The organism is Microcoleus sp. Pol12B3, from assembly GCF_036701355.1.
Taxonomy (GTDB): domain Bacteria; phylum Cyanobacteriota; class Cyanobacteriia; order Cyanobacteriales; family Microcoleaceae; genus Microcoleus.
Genome location: NZ_JAUBQS010000006.1, coordinates 90676 through 109590 on the forward strand (window position 1 = coordinate 90676; position 18915 = coordinate 109590).

At 46.6% G+C, this 18915-nt stretch carries 9 protein-coding genes; 6 read left to right on the forward strand and 3 right to left on the reverse strand.

Annotated elements, in window-relative coordinates; genetic code table 11:
* Positions 1-178: 178 nt before the first annotated feature.
* The 4 genes from QUA53_RS04795 to QUA53_RS04810 all read left to right on the forward strand — a co-directional run bounded on the left by QUA53_RS04795 (position 179) and on the right by QUA53_RS04810 (position 14136).
* Positions 179-2134, forward strand: a complete 1956-nt coding sequence (locus QUA53_RS04795; protein WP_445305231.1) for an efflux RND transporter periplasmic adaptor subunit — start codon at positions 179-181, stop codon at positions 2132-2134.
* A gap of 97 nt (positions 2135-2231) precedes the next feature.
* Positions 2232-5345, forward strand: coding sequence for an efflux RND transporter permease subunit (locus QUA53_RS04800; RefSeq protein ID WP_333094704.1), 3114 nt, complete (start codon positions 2232-2234; stop codon positions 5343-5345).
* Positions 5346-5384: 39 nt separating this feature from the next.
* The gene (locus QUA53_RS04805) at positions 5385-5864 is read left to right on the forward strand and encodes a hypothetical protein (protein WP_333094706.1); all 480 of its coding nucleotides are present in this window, start codon (positions 5385-5387) and stop codon (positions 5862-5864) included.
* A gap of 739 nt (positions 5865-6603) precedes the next feature.
* Complete coding sequence (locus QUA53_RS04810; protein ID WP_333094707.1) at positions 6604-14136, forward strand: amino acid adenylation domain-containing protein; 7533 nt, start codon at positions 6604-6606, stop codon at positions 14134-14136.
* A gap of 329 nt (positions 14137-14465) precedes the next feature.
* Here QUA53_RS04810 and QUA53_RS04815 read toward each other — a convergent pair whose 3' ends face one another.
* The 3 genes from QUA53_RS04815 to QUA53_RS04825 all read right to left on the reverse strand — a co-directional run bounded on the left by QUA53_RS04815 (position 14466) and on the right by QUA53_RS04825 (position 17691).
* Positions 14466-15410 (reverse strand): FTR1 family protein, encoded by a 945-nt coding sequence (locus QUA53_RS04815; protein ID WP_333094708.1) that lies wholly within the window; start codon positions 15408-15410, stop codon positions 14466-14468.
* Positions 15411-15497: 87 nt separating this feature from the next.
* Positions 15498-16526 carry a helix-hairpin-helix domain-containing protein gene (locus QUA53_RS04820; RefSeq protein ID WP_333094709.1) on the reverse strand — a complete coding sequence of 343 codons (1029 nt, stop codon included), beginning with the start codon at positions 16524-16526 and terminating at the stop codon, positions 15498-15500.
* 160 nt (positions 16527-16686) lie between these two features.
* Positions 16687-17691 (reverse strand): multicopper oxidase domain-containing protein, encoded by a 1005-nt coding sequence (locus QUA53_RS04825; protein WP_333094710.1) that lies wholly within the window; start codon positions 17689-17691, stop codon positions 16687-16689.
* Between the two features lie 205 nt (positions 17692-17896).
* On the opposite strand from QUA53_RS04825, the gene rppA reads away from it, so the two are divergent.
* Both rppA and QUA53_RS04835 read left to right on the forward strand, forming a co-directional pair.
* Complete coding sequence (gene rppA / locus QUA53_RS04830; protein WP_333094713.1) at positions 17897-18586, forward strand: two-component system response regulator RppA; 690 nt, start codon at positions 17897-17899, stop codon at positions 18584-18586.
* An 86-nt stretch (positions 18587-18672) separates the two neighbouring features.
* On the forward strand, positions 18673-18903 hold the full coding sequence (locus QUA53_RS04835) for a hypothetical protein (protein ID WP_333218968.1): 231 nt from the start codon (positions 18673-18675) through the stop codon (positions 18901-18903).
* Positions 18904-18915 lie beyond the last annotated feature (12 nt).

Here is an 18915-nt window from a genome sequence, read left to right on the forward strand (position 1 = left end):
TAATTTCATGTGACCGTGAAATACTAGGTTGAGTAGAGCATTTCTAGCTCTTGGTCATTGCTTAGCGGTCGCTTCTTGGAAAATGCTAATAAGTAACTTTACTTAATGGGTGTTACTTACTTACCTTGGCAAAATACCAACTGCTAAACCTGTGGCACTCAACCTGATTTCAAGGACAATGCCAACGATGATATTTTACAAATATGCTCCATCTCCGGCAATTATTAGCAGCTTTTCGGGAAGTTTGCTCAGCCTAATTTTGCTAACTTCTCCCGCCGCAGTTTTTGCCCACGCTGGCCACGGAAATGAATTTCACCAAAGCAGCGAAACACCTCAAACTCCTGCTGCTATTTCTGTCGATGCCGAAACAGCAAAACGATTAGGAATTAAAGTCTCCCCTGCTGCCTCTCAGCGACTAGATATCGGCATTAAAACTACTGGACAAATTGAAACTTTACCAAACCAAAAAGTAGAAGTTACTGCTCCTGTTGCTGGGAAAGTAGTAGAGTTGCTGGTTAAGCCTGGCGACAAAGTATCAAAAGGTCAACAGGTTGCGGTTTTATCGAGTTCAGAATTAGGACAATTGCGGGTTGAATCTCTCTCGAAACGTGCCGAAGCTGAGGCAGATTTTCAGCAAGCGGAAGGCGATCTCAAACTAGCACGAGAAAATTACGATCGCCAACTTCAAGTATCTGCAGCAGAAATCGCCCAAGCCCAAACCCAATTGACAGCGGTAACTAAGCAGTACCAGCGAGAACAAGAATTAGTAAACAAGCGTTCGGTTGTGCAAGCCGCTAAAGAAAACTATCAACGTCAAGTTGAAATAGCGCAAGCCGAAATAGCGCGGGCAGAAACAGAATTAACTATTGCTAAAGAACAGTTCGATCGCGACCAAGAATTAGCGGCATCAGGAGCGATCGCGCGGCGCACAATGCTGGAATCGCAAGCCCACTTCGCCGAAGCACAAGCCGCTGTTGCTAAGGCAAAAAGCCGTCCTGAAGTTATCAAAGCCCAAACCGAAATTAAACAAGCCGAAGTAGACCTGCCGATGCGGGAATTGCGGGAATCTCAAGGCAGAGTAGCAGAAGCAAAAGCTCAACTTACCAGAGCTCAGAGTCGCCGGGAAGTCCTAGAAGCCGAGAACCAACTCAAACGCGGCAAAACTGCCGTTGAAGTCGCTCAGTCGCGCATTCGCTTGGCTGACGCAGCCTATCAAGCGCGACTCCAACAATTAGGAACTGTTGCCAACGATCGAGGACTCGTTACCGTAGTTGCTCCGATTTCGGGGACGGTAGCCGATCGCGAAATCACCCCAGGAGAGTCAGTAAACGCTGAAAAACCGTTGATGAGTCTCTTAAATGACAGCCGCGTTTTTGCCACAGCCAATATTTACGAAAAAGACCTGAATCAAGTAAAAAAGGGTCAGGAAGTCAGGGTAAAAGTCGCTAATTTACCCGATCGCACTTTTAATGGAAAAATCGCCTTAATTGGGTCATCCGTGGAAGGAGAAACGCGGGTTGTGCCGGTCAAAGCAGAACTAGATAATATTAACGGGGAATTAAAGCCCGGACTGTTTGCGGAGTTAGAGATTTTAACAGACAAAACTGCCACAAATATTTTAGCAATTCCGAGTGCGGCGGTAGTGGATGTTAGCGGTAAAAAAACCGTTTACGTCCAAAATGGCAATGCTTATCAAGCTGTTGAAATTGAACTCGGTCAAACTGCCGGAGATTTAGTTGAAGTTAAGAGGGGTTTATTCGAGGGAGATTTGATAGTAACGCAGCGAGCACCTCAACTTTACGCACAATCTTTGCGGGGGGACAGCAAGTTCTCAAAAGACGAGGCAAAGAAAGACGCACCTCCCAAGGTAACAGAGGTTAATTTTAATAATTTACCCGTGTCTTTATGGTGGGCGGGAATAGGAGGAGGAGTTGCGATCGCATCCCTGACTTTCACAGCCGGCGTGTTGTGGGGAAATCGGCGCAAATTGCCAGCAATAGCAGCGGATTCTGGAAACAATGCCGGAAACAATAGTTTTTCCGCCTCTGCATCGGCGTTGGACAATGAATTGCTGTTACACAATAACAACCATCACGTTAAAACTCAAGAGGCAGAAGTCAAGAGTTTAAAGTAACAGCACGACACGGAAGTCACGGATACACGGATAGCTGTTTTTATCAATGCCCAATGCCCCATGCCCAATTCCCAATTCCCAATTCCCAAATTATTAAATGTTCAGCACAATTCTCAGATGGGTAATTAACCGTCGCTGGCTAGTCGTTATCGCCACCATTATTATTAGTCTTTGGACATTATATATCATCCCGCAAATGTCCCTTGATGTCTTCCCTCCTTTTGCACCCCCGCAGGTGGAAATTCAGACGGAAGCACCGGGTCTGGCACCGGAAGAAATCGAGTCTTTAGTAACACTGCCAATTGAAAGTGCGATTAACGGAACTCCTGGGGTGACAGCAGTGCGATCGTCTTCTGCTGTGGGCCTTTCTTCGGTTAAGGTAATCTTTGATTGGGGAACTGAAATTTATCAAGCGCGCCAGTTGATAACAGAACGGTTGCAGCAAGCTGAAAGCAAACTCCCGGCTGGGGTAGAAACACCGCAAATTTCTCCGACAACTTCTCCTGTGGGCACTGTTATTACCTATGCTTTTACATCAGAAACTACTCCTTTGATGGAAGTGCGCCGTCTGGTTGATTGGCAAGTCACAAATCGGCTTTTGGCAGTAACAGGCGTTGCTCAAGTGGTGGCTTACGGCGGCGAAGAAAGGCAGTATCAAGTATTAGTAGAACCTGCCAAATTGAAAGCTTTTAATGTGTCGTTGCAGCAAGTTGGCGAAGCGGCGGCGGCTGCGAATGTTAACGCGCCGGGGGGGTATTTAATTACGCCGGATCGAGAAACTTTAATCCGGGGGGTGGGGCGGATTGAGTCTCTGGAAGATTTGCAGCAATCGGCGATCGCCTCTCGCCACGGAACACCTGTCAGAATTTCTGATGTAGCTGATGTCAAGATTGGTGCTGCAATCAAGCGGGGCGATGGCAGTTTTAACGGCAAAAAAGCTGTAATTGTGATGGTAAACAGACAGCCAGTTGCTGATACTCCGACGGTAACTAAAGCGGTTGAGGCAGCAATGGCTGAGGTGCAGCAAGCTCTGCCAAAAGATATTAAAGTTACTGTGACTTTTCGACAGGAAGAATATATTAACTCCTCGGTGGAGAATGTGCGATCGGCTTTAGTTGAAGGCAGTATTATCGTCACCATTATTCTCATCCCGTTTTTGATGAATTGGCGCACTCTGACGGTTGTTTTGCTGGATTTCTTTCTGACTTGGCTGTTCGGTTTGCTGGCGATGTATTGGCTGGGGCTGGGGCTGAATACGATGACTTTGGGGGGTTTGTCGGTGGCGATCGGCACTGCTATCGACGATGCGATCGTCTATGCCGAAAATACCTACCGCAACTTGAGAGAAAATACGTCTTCTCTTCATCCGCACCCGGTGATGGATGTGATTTTTGATGGCAGTCAGGAGGTGCGCGATTCGTTAATTGGAGCGACTGTTATTGGCATTGTGGTGTTTTCTCCTATTTTTACTTTGCCCGGTGTAGAAGGTCGAATTTTTACGCCTATGGGGATTACTTATCTGGTAGTTGTGGTGATTTCTAGTCTGGAATCGCTGTTAATATCTCCGGCCCTTTGCGCCATTTTATTGCCTAACAAACGCATGAGTGTAAAAGAACCTTGGCTGCCTAGATTTTGCAAGCATATTTATCATTATTGTATCAGGATATCAATGCGTTATTCGGCGATTATTTTAGCTTTTGCTGCTGCTAGTATGGTGGCGGTATTAATTATTTTGCCATCCTTTGGACGGGTGTTTTTGCCGGAGTTTCAGGAGCAAACTTTGGTGAATACTATTCTGCTTTATCCGGGGGTGTCTTTGGAAACAACAGATAGCGCGGCTTTTGCTATTGAAGATGCACTGAAGGATGATAGCAGGTTTGAATACGTGCAAGTGCGATCCGGCAGAGCTCCGGGTGATGCTGATGCTGCGGGAGTTAATTTGGCTCACATTGATATCGGTTTAAGCGAGGAGGGCATGAAAAACAGGCCGAAAACTTTGGAATCGCTGCGGCAGGAGTTTGGTAAATTGCCGGGAGTTGCACCAAATATCGGCGGTTTTATTTCTCACCGGATGGATGAGGTTTTATCTGGTGTCAGAAGTCAGATTGCTGTCAAAATCTTTGGCCCGGACTTGGAGCAACTTCGCAGCATCGGTGCCCAAGTTGAAGAGCAAATGAAAACAGTTGACGGAATTGTGGATTTGCAACTCGAACCGCAGGTGCCAGTGCCACAAATTCAAATTAAATTTAACCGTCAAGCTGCGGGTAGATACGGTTTGAAAATCGGAGAGCTTTCAGAAATTATTGAAACAGCTTTGAACGGCAAAGTTGTTTCTCAAGTTTTGGAGGTGCAGCAAACTTTCGATTTAGTTGTTTGGTTGCAGCCTGAAGCCCGAAATAACTTAGAAACTATTCAGAATTTGCTGGTTGATACTCCAAGTGGCAACAAAATCCCCCTCGCCCAAGTTGCTACTGTCAAATACGGTACGGGCCCAAATACCATTAACCGCGAGAATGTTTCTCGCTTGATTGTGGCTGCAGCGAATGCTAAAGGTAGGGATTTGCGATCGGTTGTGAATGAAATTCAAGCTAAAGTCAAACGAGAGGTGCAGTTGCCTTTTGGCTATTTTATCCAGTACGGCGGTCAATTTGAAGCTGAGCAAAGAGCTTCGCAAAATATTATGATATTTAGTGCGATCGCCTTTTTGGTAATTACAGTATTGATGTACTTGTCCGTCAAGTCCCTTCCTTCAACTGCTATGATTATGATTAATTTGCCGATCGGCTTAGTGGGAGGAGTAATTGCGGTAGCTTTGACTGGCGGCATCATCTCTGTAGCTTCCCTAGTTGGCTTTGTCACATTATTCGGCGTTGCTACCCGTAACGGCTTGCTTTTAGTAGACAACTACAATACTAAATTTGCTGAAGGACTGCCTTTTAAGGAAGCAATAATTAAAGGTTCGATGGAAAGGCTCAATGCCATCCTGATGACCGCTTTAACTTCGGCTTTGGGTTTAGCACCTTTAGTATTTGAAGGCGGGGCGGGCAAGGAAATCCTCCAACCGCTGTCAGTAGTAGTTTTAGGAGGGTTATTTACTTCTACAGCACTAACTCTGTTAGTTTTGCCAGCTTTGTATGCTCAATTTGGGCATTTTTTACGACCTCAACAACCTCGGCTAGTTATTGAAGACGGAAAGGTAGTTAAGGTGTGATATTTTCTAATTATTGTCAGTCAACAAGGAGTCAAACCAATGAAATCGCTCAAGTCAACTTTAATTATTTTAGGTAGTGTCGGATTGTTATTGTTGGGAGCTTGCAGTAAAGGCGACCAAGCAAGCGATTCAAATACCACTCCAGCATCCCCTCCTGTCGCCTCTCAACCTGCGTCTTCGGCTCCCGCCACTGCTCCTGCAACAGCAACTAAAGGGGGGCAAGTTGTAAAGTCTGGAGCTTACTATTTAGAGTTTGTACCGGAAAAAGAAGCTACCGGAACTCATTTAGATGTTTATTTGCAAAAAGGGGAGAAAAAGGAACCAGTTCCTAACGCCAAAGTGACGGCTCAAGTGCAGTTGGCGAATGGAAAGCAGCAAACCCTAGCTCTCAAGTATGATGCTGAGGGCAAACATTACGCTGTGGTGTTTCCCGGCAAAGATGCAGGAAGTTATCCGGTGAAAGTGACTGCGGATATGAACGGAGAAAAAGTTGATGGTCGTTTTACCTTCAATCAATAAATAGCTGATTTCCTAATGCGCTCTAACTTATGGGCGCATTAGGAAATCAGCAACAAACAACTGCCTCTTGCATTTCCACTAAACTAAACTTTTCCGGCAAATATACTTTCACAAACTCAAAATCATCTGATCTCAAAAATTTAAATTTTTGAGTAAAAAATGTGTACTAATGTAGATGATTGATATTTGTTTGCGATCGGCAATTATATTGAATCTACAACATCGGAGTGCGATCGCCTGCGTCAGCTATTGCTGATAAAGGGTTACAAATTTTCAGCTCAACATTTGCATCCTTTGTTGAGTAAACCTTTTAGGACTGTTAGTACATTTGTATGGGGGAAGTCCAGGTTAAAACTCCGCTGACAAATGCCCGTCAGGAACCATCGCGGACTGGGCTGGATTTTGATCGCACCTTGACAGGGTTAGGGAACGATCGCTTATGATGGGGAGCACGGGGATCGGGTGCATCGCTAGGCTAGCCTTGGGCAATGGCAAAGCTGACGGACTGGGGTTAGATCGCGAATTAGAAGTGATGATGTCAACCTATTAGAAGTGATGATGTCAACCTAGCTACTTAAAAAAATCTCAAATTAGCTAACCAGGCTTCTAGAGCGTGCGGCGAACTCTTTCATGCCTGAAACAATGATTATCAAGCGAATAAAGTGATTGTCCCAGCAGTGGAAAGACCCCGTGGCAAACACTGTTAGATTGACTTGCTCAAACTATAAGCAATACAAATATGTATATTCAGAATCAATTTAGTTGTTTTCTTATTGGAGAAGGAACTTTACTTATTCAATGTGCTGAACTTCTTTTAGAGCGGGGTCATCAGATTTTCGGTGTCATCTCCCGTGATGTATCGATAAGTAGCTGGGCGAAGGCAAAGCACATACCTCACATCCCACAAACAGAGAATCTCATAGCATTTTTAAGACAACAGCCTTTTGATTACCTATTCAACATTGTCAACAGATCGCTATTACCCAAAGAAATTTTGGAGTTGCCGCGTCAGTTAGCGATCAACTACCATGATGCCCCACTGCCGAAGTATGCGGGACTCAATGCTACCTCTTGGGCTTTGATGCACCGGGAGAAGACTCATGGGGTGACGTGGTATGTGATAAGTAATTTGGTTGAGGGCGGCGATATCCTGAAGCAGGTTGCTATCGATATTGCTGATGACGATACGGCTTTTTCTCTCAATGGGAAATGTGATGAAGCGGCGATTCGTTCGTTTGAAGAGTTAGTTGATGATATCTCAAGTGGCCAAGCGTTAGCGAACAAGCAGAACCTAGATGAGCTAACCTATTTGGGACACTCAAAAAGACTTTTTGCTGGAGGTGTACTCTCGTTCAATCGTTGTGCCTATGATATGGATGCCGACATTAGGGCATTGGACTTTGGTTCCTACCCCAATGCCCTTGGTGTGGCGAAGTTGAGTATAGGGAGCGACTTGATCATTATCCCCAAACTCGAAGTTAAGGATGACCTGTCTAAGTCTTCTCCAGGAACAATCACGGCGATTGAACCCAACTTCTTGACGGTTTCTACAGCAAGTTACGAGGTAGTGCTGCGCCAAGTGCTGACCATCGACGGTCAAGCGCTATCGATTCCTGATTTGGTCGAGAGATTTGGACTGCAAGTTGGGTATAAGTTTAAGGACATCGAGCCAGACAGGGCGAGGCGTATTGAGAGGTTTGATGGATTAATTGGTCAGCACGAGGATTTTTGGGTAAAGAAATTAGCGACGTTACAGCCAATTACGGTTCCCTATGCAGATCCGATGGCATCACACTTGGAACAGAAGCAGTACACAAGTGTAAAGATGTCCATACCGCATGAAGTCACAACATTTCTGGAGGAGCGCCAGCCCGAATGGAATAAAGGCGACTTCCTGTTTGCTGCTTTTGCCATTTATCTGGGCCGTATTGGAGGAACTGGATGTTTCGATATCGGATTTAGAGATGTCGAGCTGCAACGGGAGTTAGTAGGGATCGAAGGCGGTTTTGCCTCAATTGTTTCTTGTCGCGTAGATATAGACTACGAGCAAAGTTTTGAGGAAGTTTTTAAAGTCATTGAGGAGCAGGTGGAGTTGACCAAACTTCACAAGACTTATGCGCGTGATGTCGTAGCTAGGTATCCAGCTCTTCGTTCATTGCCCGATCGGAGTCGTGAACCCATTTTTCCGGTGGTCGTAGAACGGGTAGAAAAACTAGACGAGCACCAAGCCGGGTTTGGTAATGAGTTGACGCTGGTCATTCCGTCAGAGGGGAAAGAATGCTGTTGGCTCTATAACACCGAGGCATTGGATGGTGACAGCATTGCCAGGATGTTGGATCAGTTTGCTACTTTCTTGCAAGGTATCGTAACTGACCCCAAAGGGCGCGTTGCCGATCTGCCTCTGTTATCTGAGCGAGAGTGTCACAAAATTCTGGTGGAGTGGAATGATACTCAGGCAGATTACCCCAAGGATAAGTGTATCCATCAGTTATTTGAGGCTCAGGTGGAGCAGACACCTGATGCGATGGCGGTAGTTTATGAAGACAAACAGTTGACCTATCGGGAACTAAATGGCCGAGCGAATCAGCTAGCGCACTACCTGCAAAAACTGGGGGTAGGACCAGAGGTTTTAGTGGGGATTTTTGTAGAGCGATCGCTGGAGATGATGGTGGGGCTTCTCGCTATTCTCAAAGCGGGTGGAGCCTACGTGCCTCTAGATCCGGCATATCCGAAAGAACGTCTAGGGTTCATGCTGTCAGACTCACAGGTGTCGGTGCTATTGACCCAAGAGAAGTTGCTAACTCGATTGCCTGAGCAAGGTGCGTATGCGATCTGCTTGGATACAGGCTGGGGGTTAATTTCTCAGGAGAGTGAGAAGAATCTCAACAGCGGGGTTAATGCCGCCAACTTGGCTTATATAATTTACACCTCTGGGTCAACCGGGAAACCAAAGGGAACGATGATTGTCCACCAAGGATTGGTCAATTATCTTAGCTGGTGCATAAAAGCGTATGCAGTAGCCGATGGGGTTGGTTCTCCGGTTCATTCTTCGATCGGCTTCGACGCGACCATTACCAGCTTATTCTCTCCCCTATTGGTAGGACAGAGGGTAGTCTTCCTCCCAGAGAAGCAGGAGATAGAAGCTCTTAGTGCCGTCTTGTGTTCTCAAAGTAATTTTAGCCTCGTCAAAATCACCCCGGCCCATCTGGCACTACTCAGTGAGTTATTACCCAGTAAGCAGGCGGCGGGTCAGACAAGAGCCTTAATTATCGGTGGCGAGGCTCTCTCGAAAAAGAGCATTTCATTCTGGCAGACTCACGCACCTGAAACTAGACTAATTAACGAATACGGTCCCACAGAAACGGTTGTTGGATGCTGTATCTATGAGGTTCCGGCTCAGACCTCCCTATCAGGTTTGGTTCCAATTGGTCGTCCTATTGCCAATACTCAGCTTTATATATTGGATCGGTCTCTCCAACCCGTCCCCATCGGAGTCACAGGTGAACTGCACATTGGTGGCGACGGTTTAGCGCGGGGCTATCTCAACCGGACAGAGTTGACGACCCAGAAGTTTATCCCCAACCCCTTTAGTAACCAACCCGGAGAACGTCTGTACAAAACTGGGGACTTAGCTCGCTATCTACCCGACGGCAACATCGAGTTTCTCGGTCGTATCGATAATCAGGTGAAAATTCGTGGCTTTCGCATCGAGCTGGGCGAGATTGAGGCAGTGCTGATGCAAAACCGGGCTGTCCAAGATGCCGTAGTTATAGACCAGGAGTACGACCTTAATGACAAGCGCCTCGTGGCCTATGTGGTTCCTAGCCAGGAGCAAGTCCTCTCCATCAGTGAACTGCGCCGCGACCTAAAGCAGAAACTGCCCGAGCACATGATACCTTCTGCATTTGTGCAGCTCGAAGCGGTGCCGCTGACGCCCAACGGTAAGGTCGATCGCCGCGCTCTCCCAGTGCCTGACGGGACAAGATCAAATCTAGAAGAAACTTTTGTGCCACATCTTACGCCTTTTGAGGAAGTGCTCGCGGGCATCTGGAGCGAAGTTCTCAGGCTTGAGTGGGTGGGCATTCACGACAACTTCTTTGAGTTGGGGGGACATTCCTTACTAGCAACCCAAGTCATTTCTCGCGTGCGCGAAGCTTTCGGAGTAGAACTCCCCCTGCATACTCTCTTTGAGGAGCCTACCCTAGCTGGCTTGGCCAAGAGCGTCGAGACAGCCAGCCGAGCAGAAGAAAAAGGCAGTCTACAGGGTCTGCCCATTAGTCTCATCTCACGCGAGGGAGACCTGCCTTTGTCGTTTGCTCAGCAGCGGCTGTGGTTCCTCGACCAATTGATGTCTGGGACACCCCTATATAACCTCCCTAACGCTCTTGGCTTGAAAGGTTCGCTCAACGTGACGGCACTAGAGCAGAGCTTAAGTGAAATTGTGAGGCGTCACGAAGCTCTACGGACTACCTTTAGTGCTGTGAATGGGCAGCCAATTCAGGTCATTCATCCGGCTGTTACCTTGCTGTTGCCGATCGTAGACCTCCGGGAACTTCCTGAGACTGAACGGGAGGTGGAAGCTCAACGGTTAGCTACTGAGGAAGCTCAGCGCCCCTTTGACTTGGTTAATCAACAATTGTTTCGCGTCAAACTCTTGCACCTGGCAGAAGAGGAACATTTGCTCCTGTTGACCATGCACCACATCGTCTCCGACGGCTGGTCTCTTGGTGTGTTTATGGGGGAATTGACGGCGCTTTATGAAGCTTTTTCCACTGAGAAGTCCTCGCCATTGCCTGAACTACCTATCCAATATGCTGACTTTGCGGCCTGGCAGAACGAGTGGCTCGTCGGTGAGGTGTTGGAGGTTCAACTTAACTACTGGAAGCGGCATCTAGGTGGTCAGTTGCCCGTGCTGGACTTGCCCACCGATCGCCCCCGACCTCCAGTTCAAACTTATCGAGGTGCAAGGCAATCTCTGGAACTGCCTAAGAAAAGTTCCGATGCCCTCAAAGCGCTCTCGCAGCAGGAAGGCGTTACTTTGTTTATGACCTTACTGGCGGTCTTCCAGATACTACTCTACCGATATACAGGTCAGGAAGACGTTATTGTGGGTTCTCCCATCGCTAATCGCAACCGCGTTGAAGTTGAAGGGTTGATTGGATTTTTTGTCAATACTTTGGTGCTACGAACTGAGCTTTCAGGCGAGCCAAGTTTCCGGGAATTGCTAGGTCGGGTGCGTGAGGTGGCTTTGGGAGCCTATGCTCACCAGGACTTGCCTTTCGAGAAGCTGGTAGAGGAACTGCAACTAGAACGGGATTTGAGCCGTAATCCCCTGTTTCAGGTGATGTTTGTTCTCCAAAATGCCCCGATATCGGCTTTGGAGTTTCGGGGTCTAAGTCTAACCCCTCTGGAAGTCCATAACGGCACAGCAAAGTTTGATTTAACCCTTGAACTAGAAGAGAGTGCGGAGGGTATCAGGGGCTGGTTTGAATACAACACAGACTTGTTCGACACCCTCACTATCACCCGGATGACGAACCATTTTCAGACCTTGGTGGAAGGCATCGTCGACAATCCCGAACAGCGCCTCTGCGATTTACCCCTGTTGAGTGCAGCCCAACAGCATCAACTGCTAGTGGAGTGGAATAACACCCAGACAGATTACCCCAATCAAGCCTGTATCCATCAGTTATTTGAAGCCCAAGTAGAGCTAACTCCTAACGCGGTTGCAGTAGTCTTTGAAAACGAGCAATTAACCTACCAGCAGCTCAATTATCGTGCCAATCAACTAGCACACCACCTGCAAAAAATGGGTGTGGAGCCAGAAATGCTGGTCGGAATTTGTGTAGAGCGATCGCTAGAGATGATCGTAGGACTCCTAGGCATTCTCAAGGCTGGTGGGGCTTATTTGCCGTTAGACCCATCGTATCCCCACGATCGTCTAGCCTTCATGCTGGAAGATGCCCAGGTGTCGGTGCTATTAACCCAACAGAAGCTAGTCGCAGGTTTTTCCGAGTACAAAGCACAGCGTTTGTGCTTGGACACCGACTGGGAAGTAATCGCCCAAGAGAGCGAGGAAAAACCCCTCATCTGCCTGACGAGCGATAACCTGGCTTATACAATCTATACCTCCGGTTCTACAGGGAAACCCAAAGGAGTGCTGGTAACCCATCAAAACCTAGTCCACTCCACCAGTGCTCGTATTTCTTATTACAGCGAACCCGTCACCAGTTTCTTCTTACTTTCGTCGTTTGCCTTTGACAGTTCGATCGCAGGCATCTTTTGGACATTGTGCCAGGGAGGCATACTTGTAATACCACCAGCAAATTTCCAACAAGAGCTGTTACAGCTTACAAAGTTAATTGCTCAACATCATGTATCGCATTTATTGAGTCTTCCATCTCTCTATAACCTGATTTTGGATCAAGCGGAATCACAACAGCTCACTTGTCTTCGTAGTGTTATTGTGGCAGGCGAACCGTGTTCCAGAGAGTTGGTTGAACGCCATACTAAGCTGCTGGCTAAGACATCTTTGTTCAACGAATACGGGCCAACAGAAGGAACGGTCTGGAGCAGTGTATATCATTGTCAGTCTTCGGCACTCAGAACACAGGTTCCGATTGGTCGCCCTATTGCCAATATGCAGATATATCTGCTGGATAAATATTTGAATCCTGTTCCCATTGGTGTACAGGGGGAACTCCACATTGGTGGTGAAGGCATCGCCCGAGGCTACCTCAACCGCCCCGAGTTGACCAAAGATAAATTTATCCCCAACCCCTTTAGCAATGAACCAGGGACACGCCTTTATAAAACTGGGGACCTAGCTCGTTATCTACCCGACGGCAACATTGAGTTTCTCGGTCGCATAGATAATCAAGTCAAAATCCGTGGTTTCCGCATCGAACTGGGGGAGGTTGAGTCAACTCTATCCCAATATCCTACTGTGCAGCAGTGTGTAGTAACAGCAAGGGTTGACATAGAAGGCGACAAACGTTTAGTTGCCTACATTGTTTCCAATCAACAGCAGAAACCCACTACCGACGACCTACGATGCTTCCTCAAGCAAAGGCTCCCTGACTATATGGTGCCATCAGCCTTCGTTTTCCTAGACACCATACCCCTAACACCCAACGGGAAAATAGACCAGCGCGCCCTGCCCGCACCCGACGGGCTCAGGCAAGAGCCAGCTAGTACCTTTGTGCCTCCCAGCGATGATTTAGAAATCCAACTAACAAAAATTTGGGAAAACGTTTTACGCAAAAAGCCCATCAGTGTGAAGGACAATTTCTTTGACGTGGGAGGACACTCTCTACTAGCCGTGCGCCTATTGGCACAAATCGAGAAAGCCTTTGGGAAAAATCTCCCCCTGGCTACCCTCTTCCAATCACCAACTATTGAGCAACTGGCCAACATTCTCCGCCAGAAAGGATGGTCAGCACCTTCGCAAACGGTGGTGACAATTCAACCGGGAGGCTCTAAACCGCCTTTGTTCTTTTTCCATGTACTTGGCGAGGGTCTAAAGTTTTGTCGCCCTTTGGCCAGTCATCTAGATCCTGAACAACCCATTTATGGGCTAGCAGTAGGGATTATGGATGAAGTTTCTTTGAATAAAATTGAGGATCTGGTGGCTCACTACCTCAAAGAAATGCGAATCATCCAACCTGAAGGTCCTTATCTTTTAGCAGGTATATATTGCGGGGGCCGAATAGCCTATGAGGTGGCGCAGCAGCTCCACGCGCAAGGTCAAAAGGTAGCTCTGCTAGCCTTGTTAGATACTTTAAAAGATGATAGAGCCATCAAAATAATGCCAGTCGAAGAGCGGGTATTGGCGCACTGGAATAACTTTTTACGATTTGGCCCCGCCTACTTGTTAAGCCAGAGGAGGCTAGAGGAAGCAAAGAATCGGCTAATGAGTATTTACTGCGAGTTTTACGAGCGTATGGGGCGTCCTTTGCCTCCAGCTTTCCAAAGCTTCACTTATCGAAAGAAAAAAGAGGAGGGAAATATGGAGTGGGAGTTCGCACCAAAACAGGTTTACCCGGAGCGAGTGACCCTCTTCCGGCCTATGGAGAACATGGACTTCTTAGAGCCTGATTTGGGATGGAGCGAACTGGCTCCTGGAGGATTGGAGATCCATGATGTTCCTGGCAATACCTTTAGTATGCTACAAGAACCTCACGTACAGGTGCTGGCTGAAAAATTGAGGGAGTGCATAGATCGTGTGCAGGCGGATGATTTCTATCATGTCGGGCCGATTAACGATGATTAAACTTTTGCCTCCGGCTACCAAGAGACTGGACTTCCCCCATACAACTGTACTAACAGTCCTAAAACTCTTACTCAACAAAGGATTCAACTGTTGATCTGACAATTTGTACCCATTTATTAGCAATAGCTGATGCAGGATCTCGCGCTCAATTGTTGTAAATTCAATATAATCGCCGATTACAAACAGATATCAATCATCTACATTGGTACACACTTTTTTACTCAACAATTGACACCTTTGTGATAAGAGGCTTTTGAGTTTGTGTAAGTATATTTGCTGGGGCAAGTTCCGACTAAAAAGCCGATCGTATTTCGATCGCACTTAATTTCCTATTTCATTACCTGTGTTTTTTTCAATGGGAAAAAGACGCGACCTGCCAGACTTTGGAAGTAGATGCCACCGACAGTACCTAAAAACATCAAATAGGCGATCGCCTGCACGACATAGAGCTTGTCCGTGTATCCAAATAGCGCACTCAACAACAAACCGGGAAACTTTTCTTCGGGAAGCAGTTGCGATGTATTCCAGACCATCGGCCCGAGAATGCAAGAGTGGATTTTAGTAAATCTTTCGTAATAGAAACACAGTGCTGCTGATTCGCGATTTGTTTGCGATAAAATATTCATCGCGCTGTCAAAAATTCCCAAAGTAGATACCACTAAACCCGCTACAATAAATAGCAATAAAATGCCCATATATTTGAAAAACAGGCGGATATTAATTTTGACTCCCCATTTAAATAGCAGGACGCCCAGTCCGGTGGCTGAGAGAATGCCCGCCAAAGCGCCGAGGGCTGGAATAATGCCTTGTTGAAACTTGGCAACGACAAACAAAACAGTTTCAAACCCTTCGCGCAAAACGGCAATAAAAACTAAACTAAATACGCCCCAACCAGCATGAGAGTTTTGCGTTAAGGCGGCACTCACAGCGCCTTCAACTTCGGCTTTCATAAATCGCGCTTGCTTGGTCATCCAAATCAGCATCCAGCTCAGCATTGCGATCGCTATCAGCCCAAAGATTCCCTCTAGCAGCGACTCCATAATCGGTGCAAAAGGCTGATTGGATGCGGACAAAATTTGAATCGTCCAGCCGAAAAGTACACCTATCAAAGCGCTGGCGATAAGTCCAACGCCAACACCACCGAAAACCCAAGGACTTAAATAACTTTGTCCTGATTTTTTGAGGCAAGCTAGAACGATTCCGACAACTAAAGCGGCTTCGACTCCTTCGCGGAGGGTAATTACAAATGTGGGCAATGCTTCGCCAAAATTCATTTTTTTATGGTGGGAATGAGATTGGTTAATGAGCGAGGTAATTGGCAGATTATTTACCAATTACCGCTCTTGATGAGAGTGGTGTTTTTAGGATGCTGGTTTGAGAACTTTTTGGCTGTCGCTTTCGATCGTTTTAACTAGCTGGTTGACTTGTTCGGTGGTTTTGACGGGGGCGGGGGGTGCGATCGCCGTTGGCCAATTTGTCTTCAGTTCAGCCATGTTGGCAACAATTGCTTTGTCAATTTCAGGGCTGGTTTTAGCCACTTGTTCGGCGATATCTTTGTACAGCATTTCCGCGTACATGACAAAACCCCGCGAATCTTGGTATTCAATAATTGCGGAAATTTTGCCGTTAGCAACTGCGGCTCCGTATTCGGAATTAGCTGTATCCAGCAAGCCGTTAATCACTTGCAGCACGAATTTCGGATCTTTTCGCTGCGTTTCGGGAAGGGCGGCAATTGCTCCATCAACTGCTTGCATAGATGTGTCAAATTCCGCCTTGACTTGAGCCGGATCTTTTGCACCCGCTTTAACTAAATCCTGCAATTTAATTAAAGTAGCCTTAAATTCAGGAATTTTACGCTCGTTTAACTGATCTTCCACATCGGCATAAATTTCTTCGACTGGATGCCCGATGTGCGGTTCTGCCTGGTCGGGTTTGCCTTGATCCAATAGTTCTTGGGCTACGAAAAGATGCCCTTTCATCAAGCCAAGTTTAGTCATGTAATCTACATCTTTGGCTTCGCCTGTCAGCACCACATTTTCAATAGTTACCAGGTCTTTAATTTGGTCGAATTGGGCTTGAGTAATGACATTTTTGGAAACCAATTCTTCGACTTTTCCGTAAGGGCGGCTGGCTTGAATTTTGTTAGAAAGTGCCGGCACTCCTAACTTGGCTTCAAGTTTATCTAACTCTGAAAGAATGGCAGTATTGATGTTGATGCCGCCCTTGCCGCCGTGATTCCCGCTGTGACCGCTTGTGGATGCCGGACTGGCTGTGGCAGCGGGTGAGGGTGTGCTGTCGGTGTTGCTAGCCGTGGGGGAAACGCAACCGGTCAGAGCAACGAGGATGGCTGTAGCAGTGACTGTAGGTAATAAATGAAAAGTTGATAACATGGCAGTTGCTAATTTTTACGTTATGTGCATTTGGACTCGCAAGTTATTAAGAAACTTTCTCAATTACTTGCGAGCTATTCATTTTACCTATTTGCGATCGAGCTTGTCAAATAATTTCATACTTTATGTGAATCGGCGCACCCTGGTAGCAGGATTCGGTTTAAGTGATGACTTCAAATACCCCCATGCAGCCTGCTTCGGCGATCGCATCTTGATGGGGATGAAACATATATTTTCCAGGGTAGCCGTAGGTAAATTCTAATATATGTCTTTCAGCTACTCCCATGGTGATGACATCAGTTCTTTCACTGGGAGTTAAAGTCATTCCCGTGCGATATACGTCAAAAAAGTTGGCGTGCAAGTGGAAAGTTACTGCTGCTTCGTACTCAATCAGGTTGAGAACGTAGAGCCGGATTAACTGATTTTTGTAAATAGGTATCGGGTTATTCATATAATAATTTGGCAACCCATTAAAAGCGTATAGTTCGTTTTTTTCGTCCTCGTTTACGTCATATCCCCCCATGATTAACATGATTTCATCTGCGGGAGGACGGGGTTTTGGCGGATCGATAATGAACATTCCATATAGTCCTTTACCGATGTGGCGTGTTACGGGAGCAATATGGCAGTGATATAGATGGACTCCATAAGGATTGGCATCGAATTCATAAATAAATACCGAACCGTTCCTTACTGGTTTAACGCCATCCATTTCTGTGGGGTGAATGCCGTGAAAGTGCAGCGAGTGAGAATGTCCACCTTTGTTAGAAAAGATGACGCGGATACGATCGCCCTCAGTTGCCCTCAATGTCGGCCCCGGCACGCGATTGTTGACGTTCCAGGTGTTGAAAGTGACGGCGCTGTTAAGTTGGACGATCGAAGTATTAGCTTCCAGGCGAAATTCCCGAACCGTGCGCCCGTTTTCGCGCGTCACCGTGCCGTAATCAAAATCCCGCGCAATTTGCATCGGGTTGATATTGCTGACGGTGAGTGCATCTGCCGGGATTGGCGGAATTCTCGCCACTGATGTCGGTTTGCGAGTCAGGTTTTGAAGTGCGATCGCGCTCCCCGCTACCCCAGCCCCAGCTATTCCTAGCTGTAGCAGTTGGCGGCGACTCCAGCGCCCAGCCTTTTTAATGGCGGGGCGATCGGATAAATCTGTCATACTTATTGATAATTTTTCGCAAAAATTTACTCGTGGTAGATTATAAGACATTACCAGCTTGTTGTCAATTATTGTCAACAGTTATTTTTTCGGCGAAGTCAGAAAATTTCATGCTGATTTCATCTCAGTATGTGAGGTTAGATGTTGGGGTAGATGCTGCCAATCGCTAACAATGTATAAGGATTTACCGCTATAAATTAGAGTTATGAGAGTTTTGCTAGTTGAAGATGAGCCAGATTTAGGGAAAGCGATCGATCGCACTTTAAAGCAGGAAAAATATATAGTTGATTGGGCTTTGGATGGCAATGAAGCTTGGGAATATTTAGACAGCCAGTGGACGCAATACACCCTCGCTATTTTTGACTGGTTGCTACCAGGATTGTCAGGATTGGAACTGCTGCGGAGATTGCGTGCTAAACATAGCGCACTGCCCGTTTTGATGCTGACAGCAAAAGACCGAATGGAAGATAAAGTTGCGGGACTAGATGCCGGGGCTGACGATTATTTAGTTAAACCGTTTGGGATGGAGGAACTATTAGCAAGATTGCGGGCTTTGCAAAGGCGATCGCCCCAAATTCAACCGCAAGAGCTACAGGTAGGAAATCTGGTTTTGGACTGCGGAAATCGAACTGTGGGCCATCTCGATCGAAGTGGCAACAGCCAGATAATTCCTCTAACAAACAAAGAGTTTCAACTGCTACAATACTTTATGAAACATCCTTACCAAATTATCACTACTGACCAAATTCGGAATCAGCTATGGGAGGCGAGTGCAGATACCTTTAGCAATGTGGTAGCAGCTCAAGTGCGCTTGCTGCGGCGCAAACTTGAGTCTGTGGGCGGCACGAATTTAATTGAAACCGTTCACGGCGTCGGGTACCGCATGAGAAATTAAAGCGGTAGGGGCAACGGCGCGCGGATTATATCTCGTTTCCAGTATCTGGCTATAATATAGAAAATTCGATCGTAAAAATGACTGCTATGAAAGATTTAATCGAACAAGAGTTAGAAAAGCTCGCTATAGAACAACTTAAACAAGTATTTAAATTTATTTTTTTCCTAAAATTCCGTACCCGATTAGCTACTATTCCATCAATCGCTGAGACTAACTTAGCTGCACTATACGGCGAATTTTCCGAAGAAGACACACAACTTGCGGAACTCGCAATAAGCGAATATACAGAACTCCTAAAACATGAAGATTTGGCGTGACAGCCAAATATA

Coding starts and splice junctions, on each gene's coding strand:
- QUA53_RS04795 (WP_445305231.1), top strand. CDS start 179: ATGCCAACGATGATATTTTACAAATATGCTCCATCTCCGGCAATTATT.
- QUA53_RS04800 (WP_333094704.1), top strand. CDS start 2,232: ATGTTCAGCACAATTCTCAGATGGGTAATTAACCGTCGCTGGCTAGTC.
- QUA53_RS04805 (WP_333094706.1), top strand. CDS start 5,385: ATGAAATCGCTCAAGTCAACTTTAATTATTTTAGGTAGTGTCGGATTG.
- QUA53_RS04810 (WP_333094707.1), top strand. CDS start 6,604: ATGTATATTCAGAATCAATTTAGTTGTTTTCTTATTGGAGAAGGAACT.
- QUA53_RS04815 (WP_333094708.1), bottom strand. CDS start 15,410: ATGAATTTTGGCGAAGCATTGCCCACATTTGTAATTACCCTCCGCGAA.
- QUA53_RS04820 (WP_333094709.1), bottom strand. CDS start 16,526: ATGTTATCAACTTTTCATTTATTACCTACAGTCACTGCTACAGCCATC.
- QUA53_RS04825 (WP_333094710.1), bottom strand. CDS start 17,691: ATGACAGATTTATCCGATCGCCCCGCCATTAAAAAGGCTGGGCGCTGG.
- rppA (WP_333094713.1), top strand. CDS start 17,897: ATGAGAGTTTTGCTAGTTGAAGATGAGCCAGATTTAGGGAAAGCGATC.
- QUA53_RS04835 (WP_333218968.1), top strand. CDS start 18,673: ATGAAAGATTTAATCGAACAAGAGTTAGAAAAGCTCGCTATAGAACAA.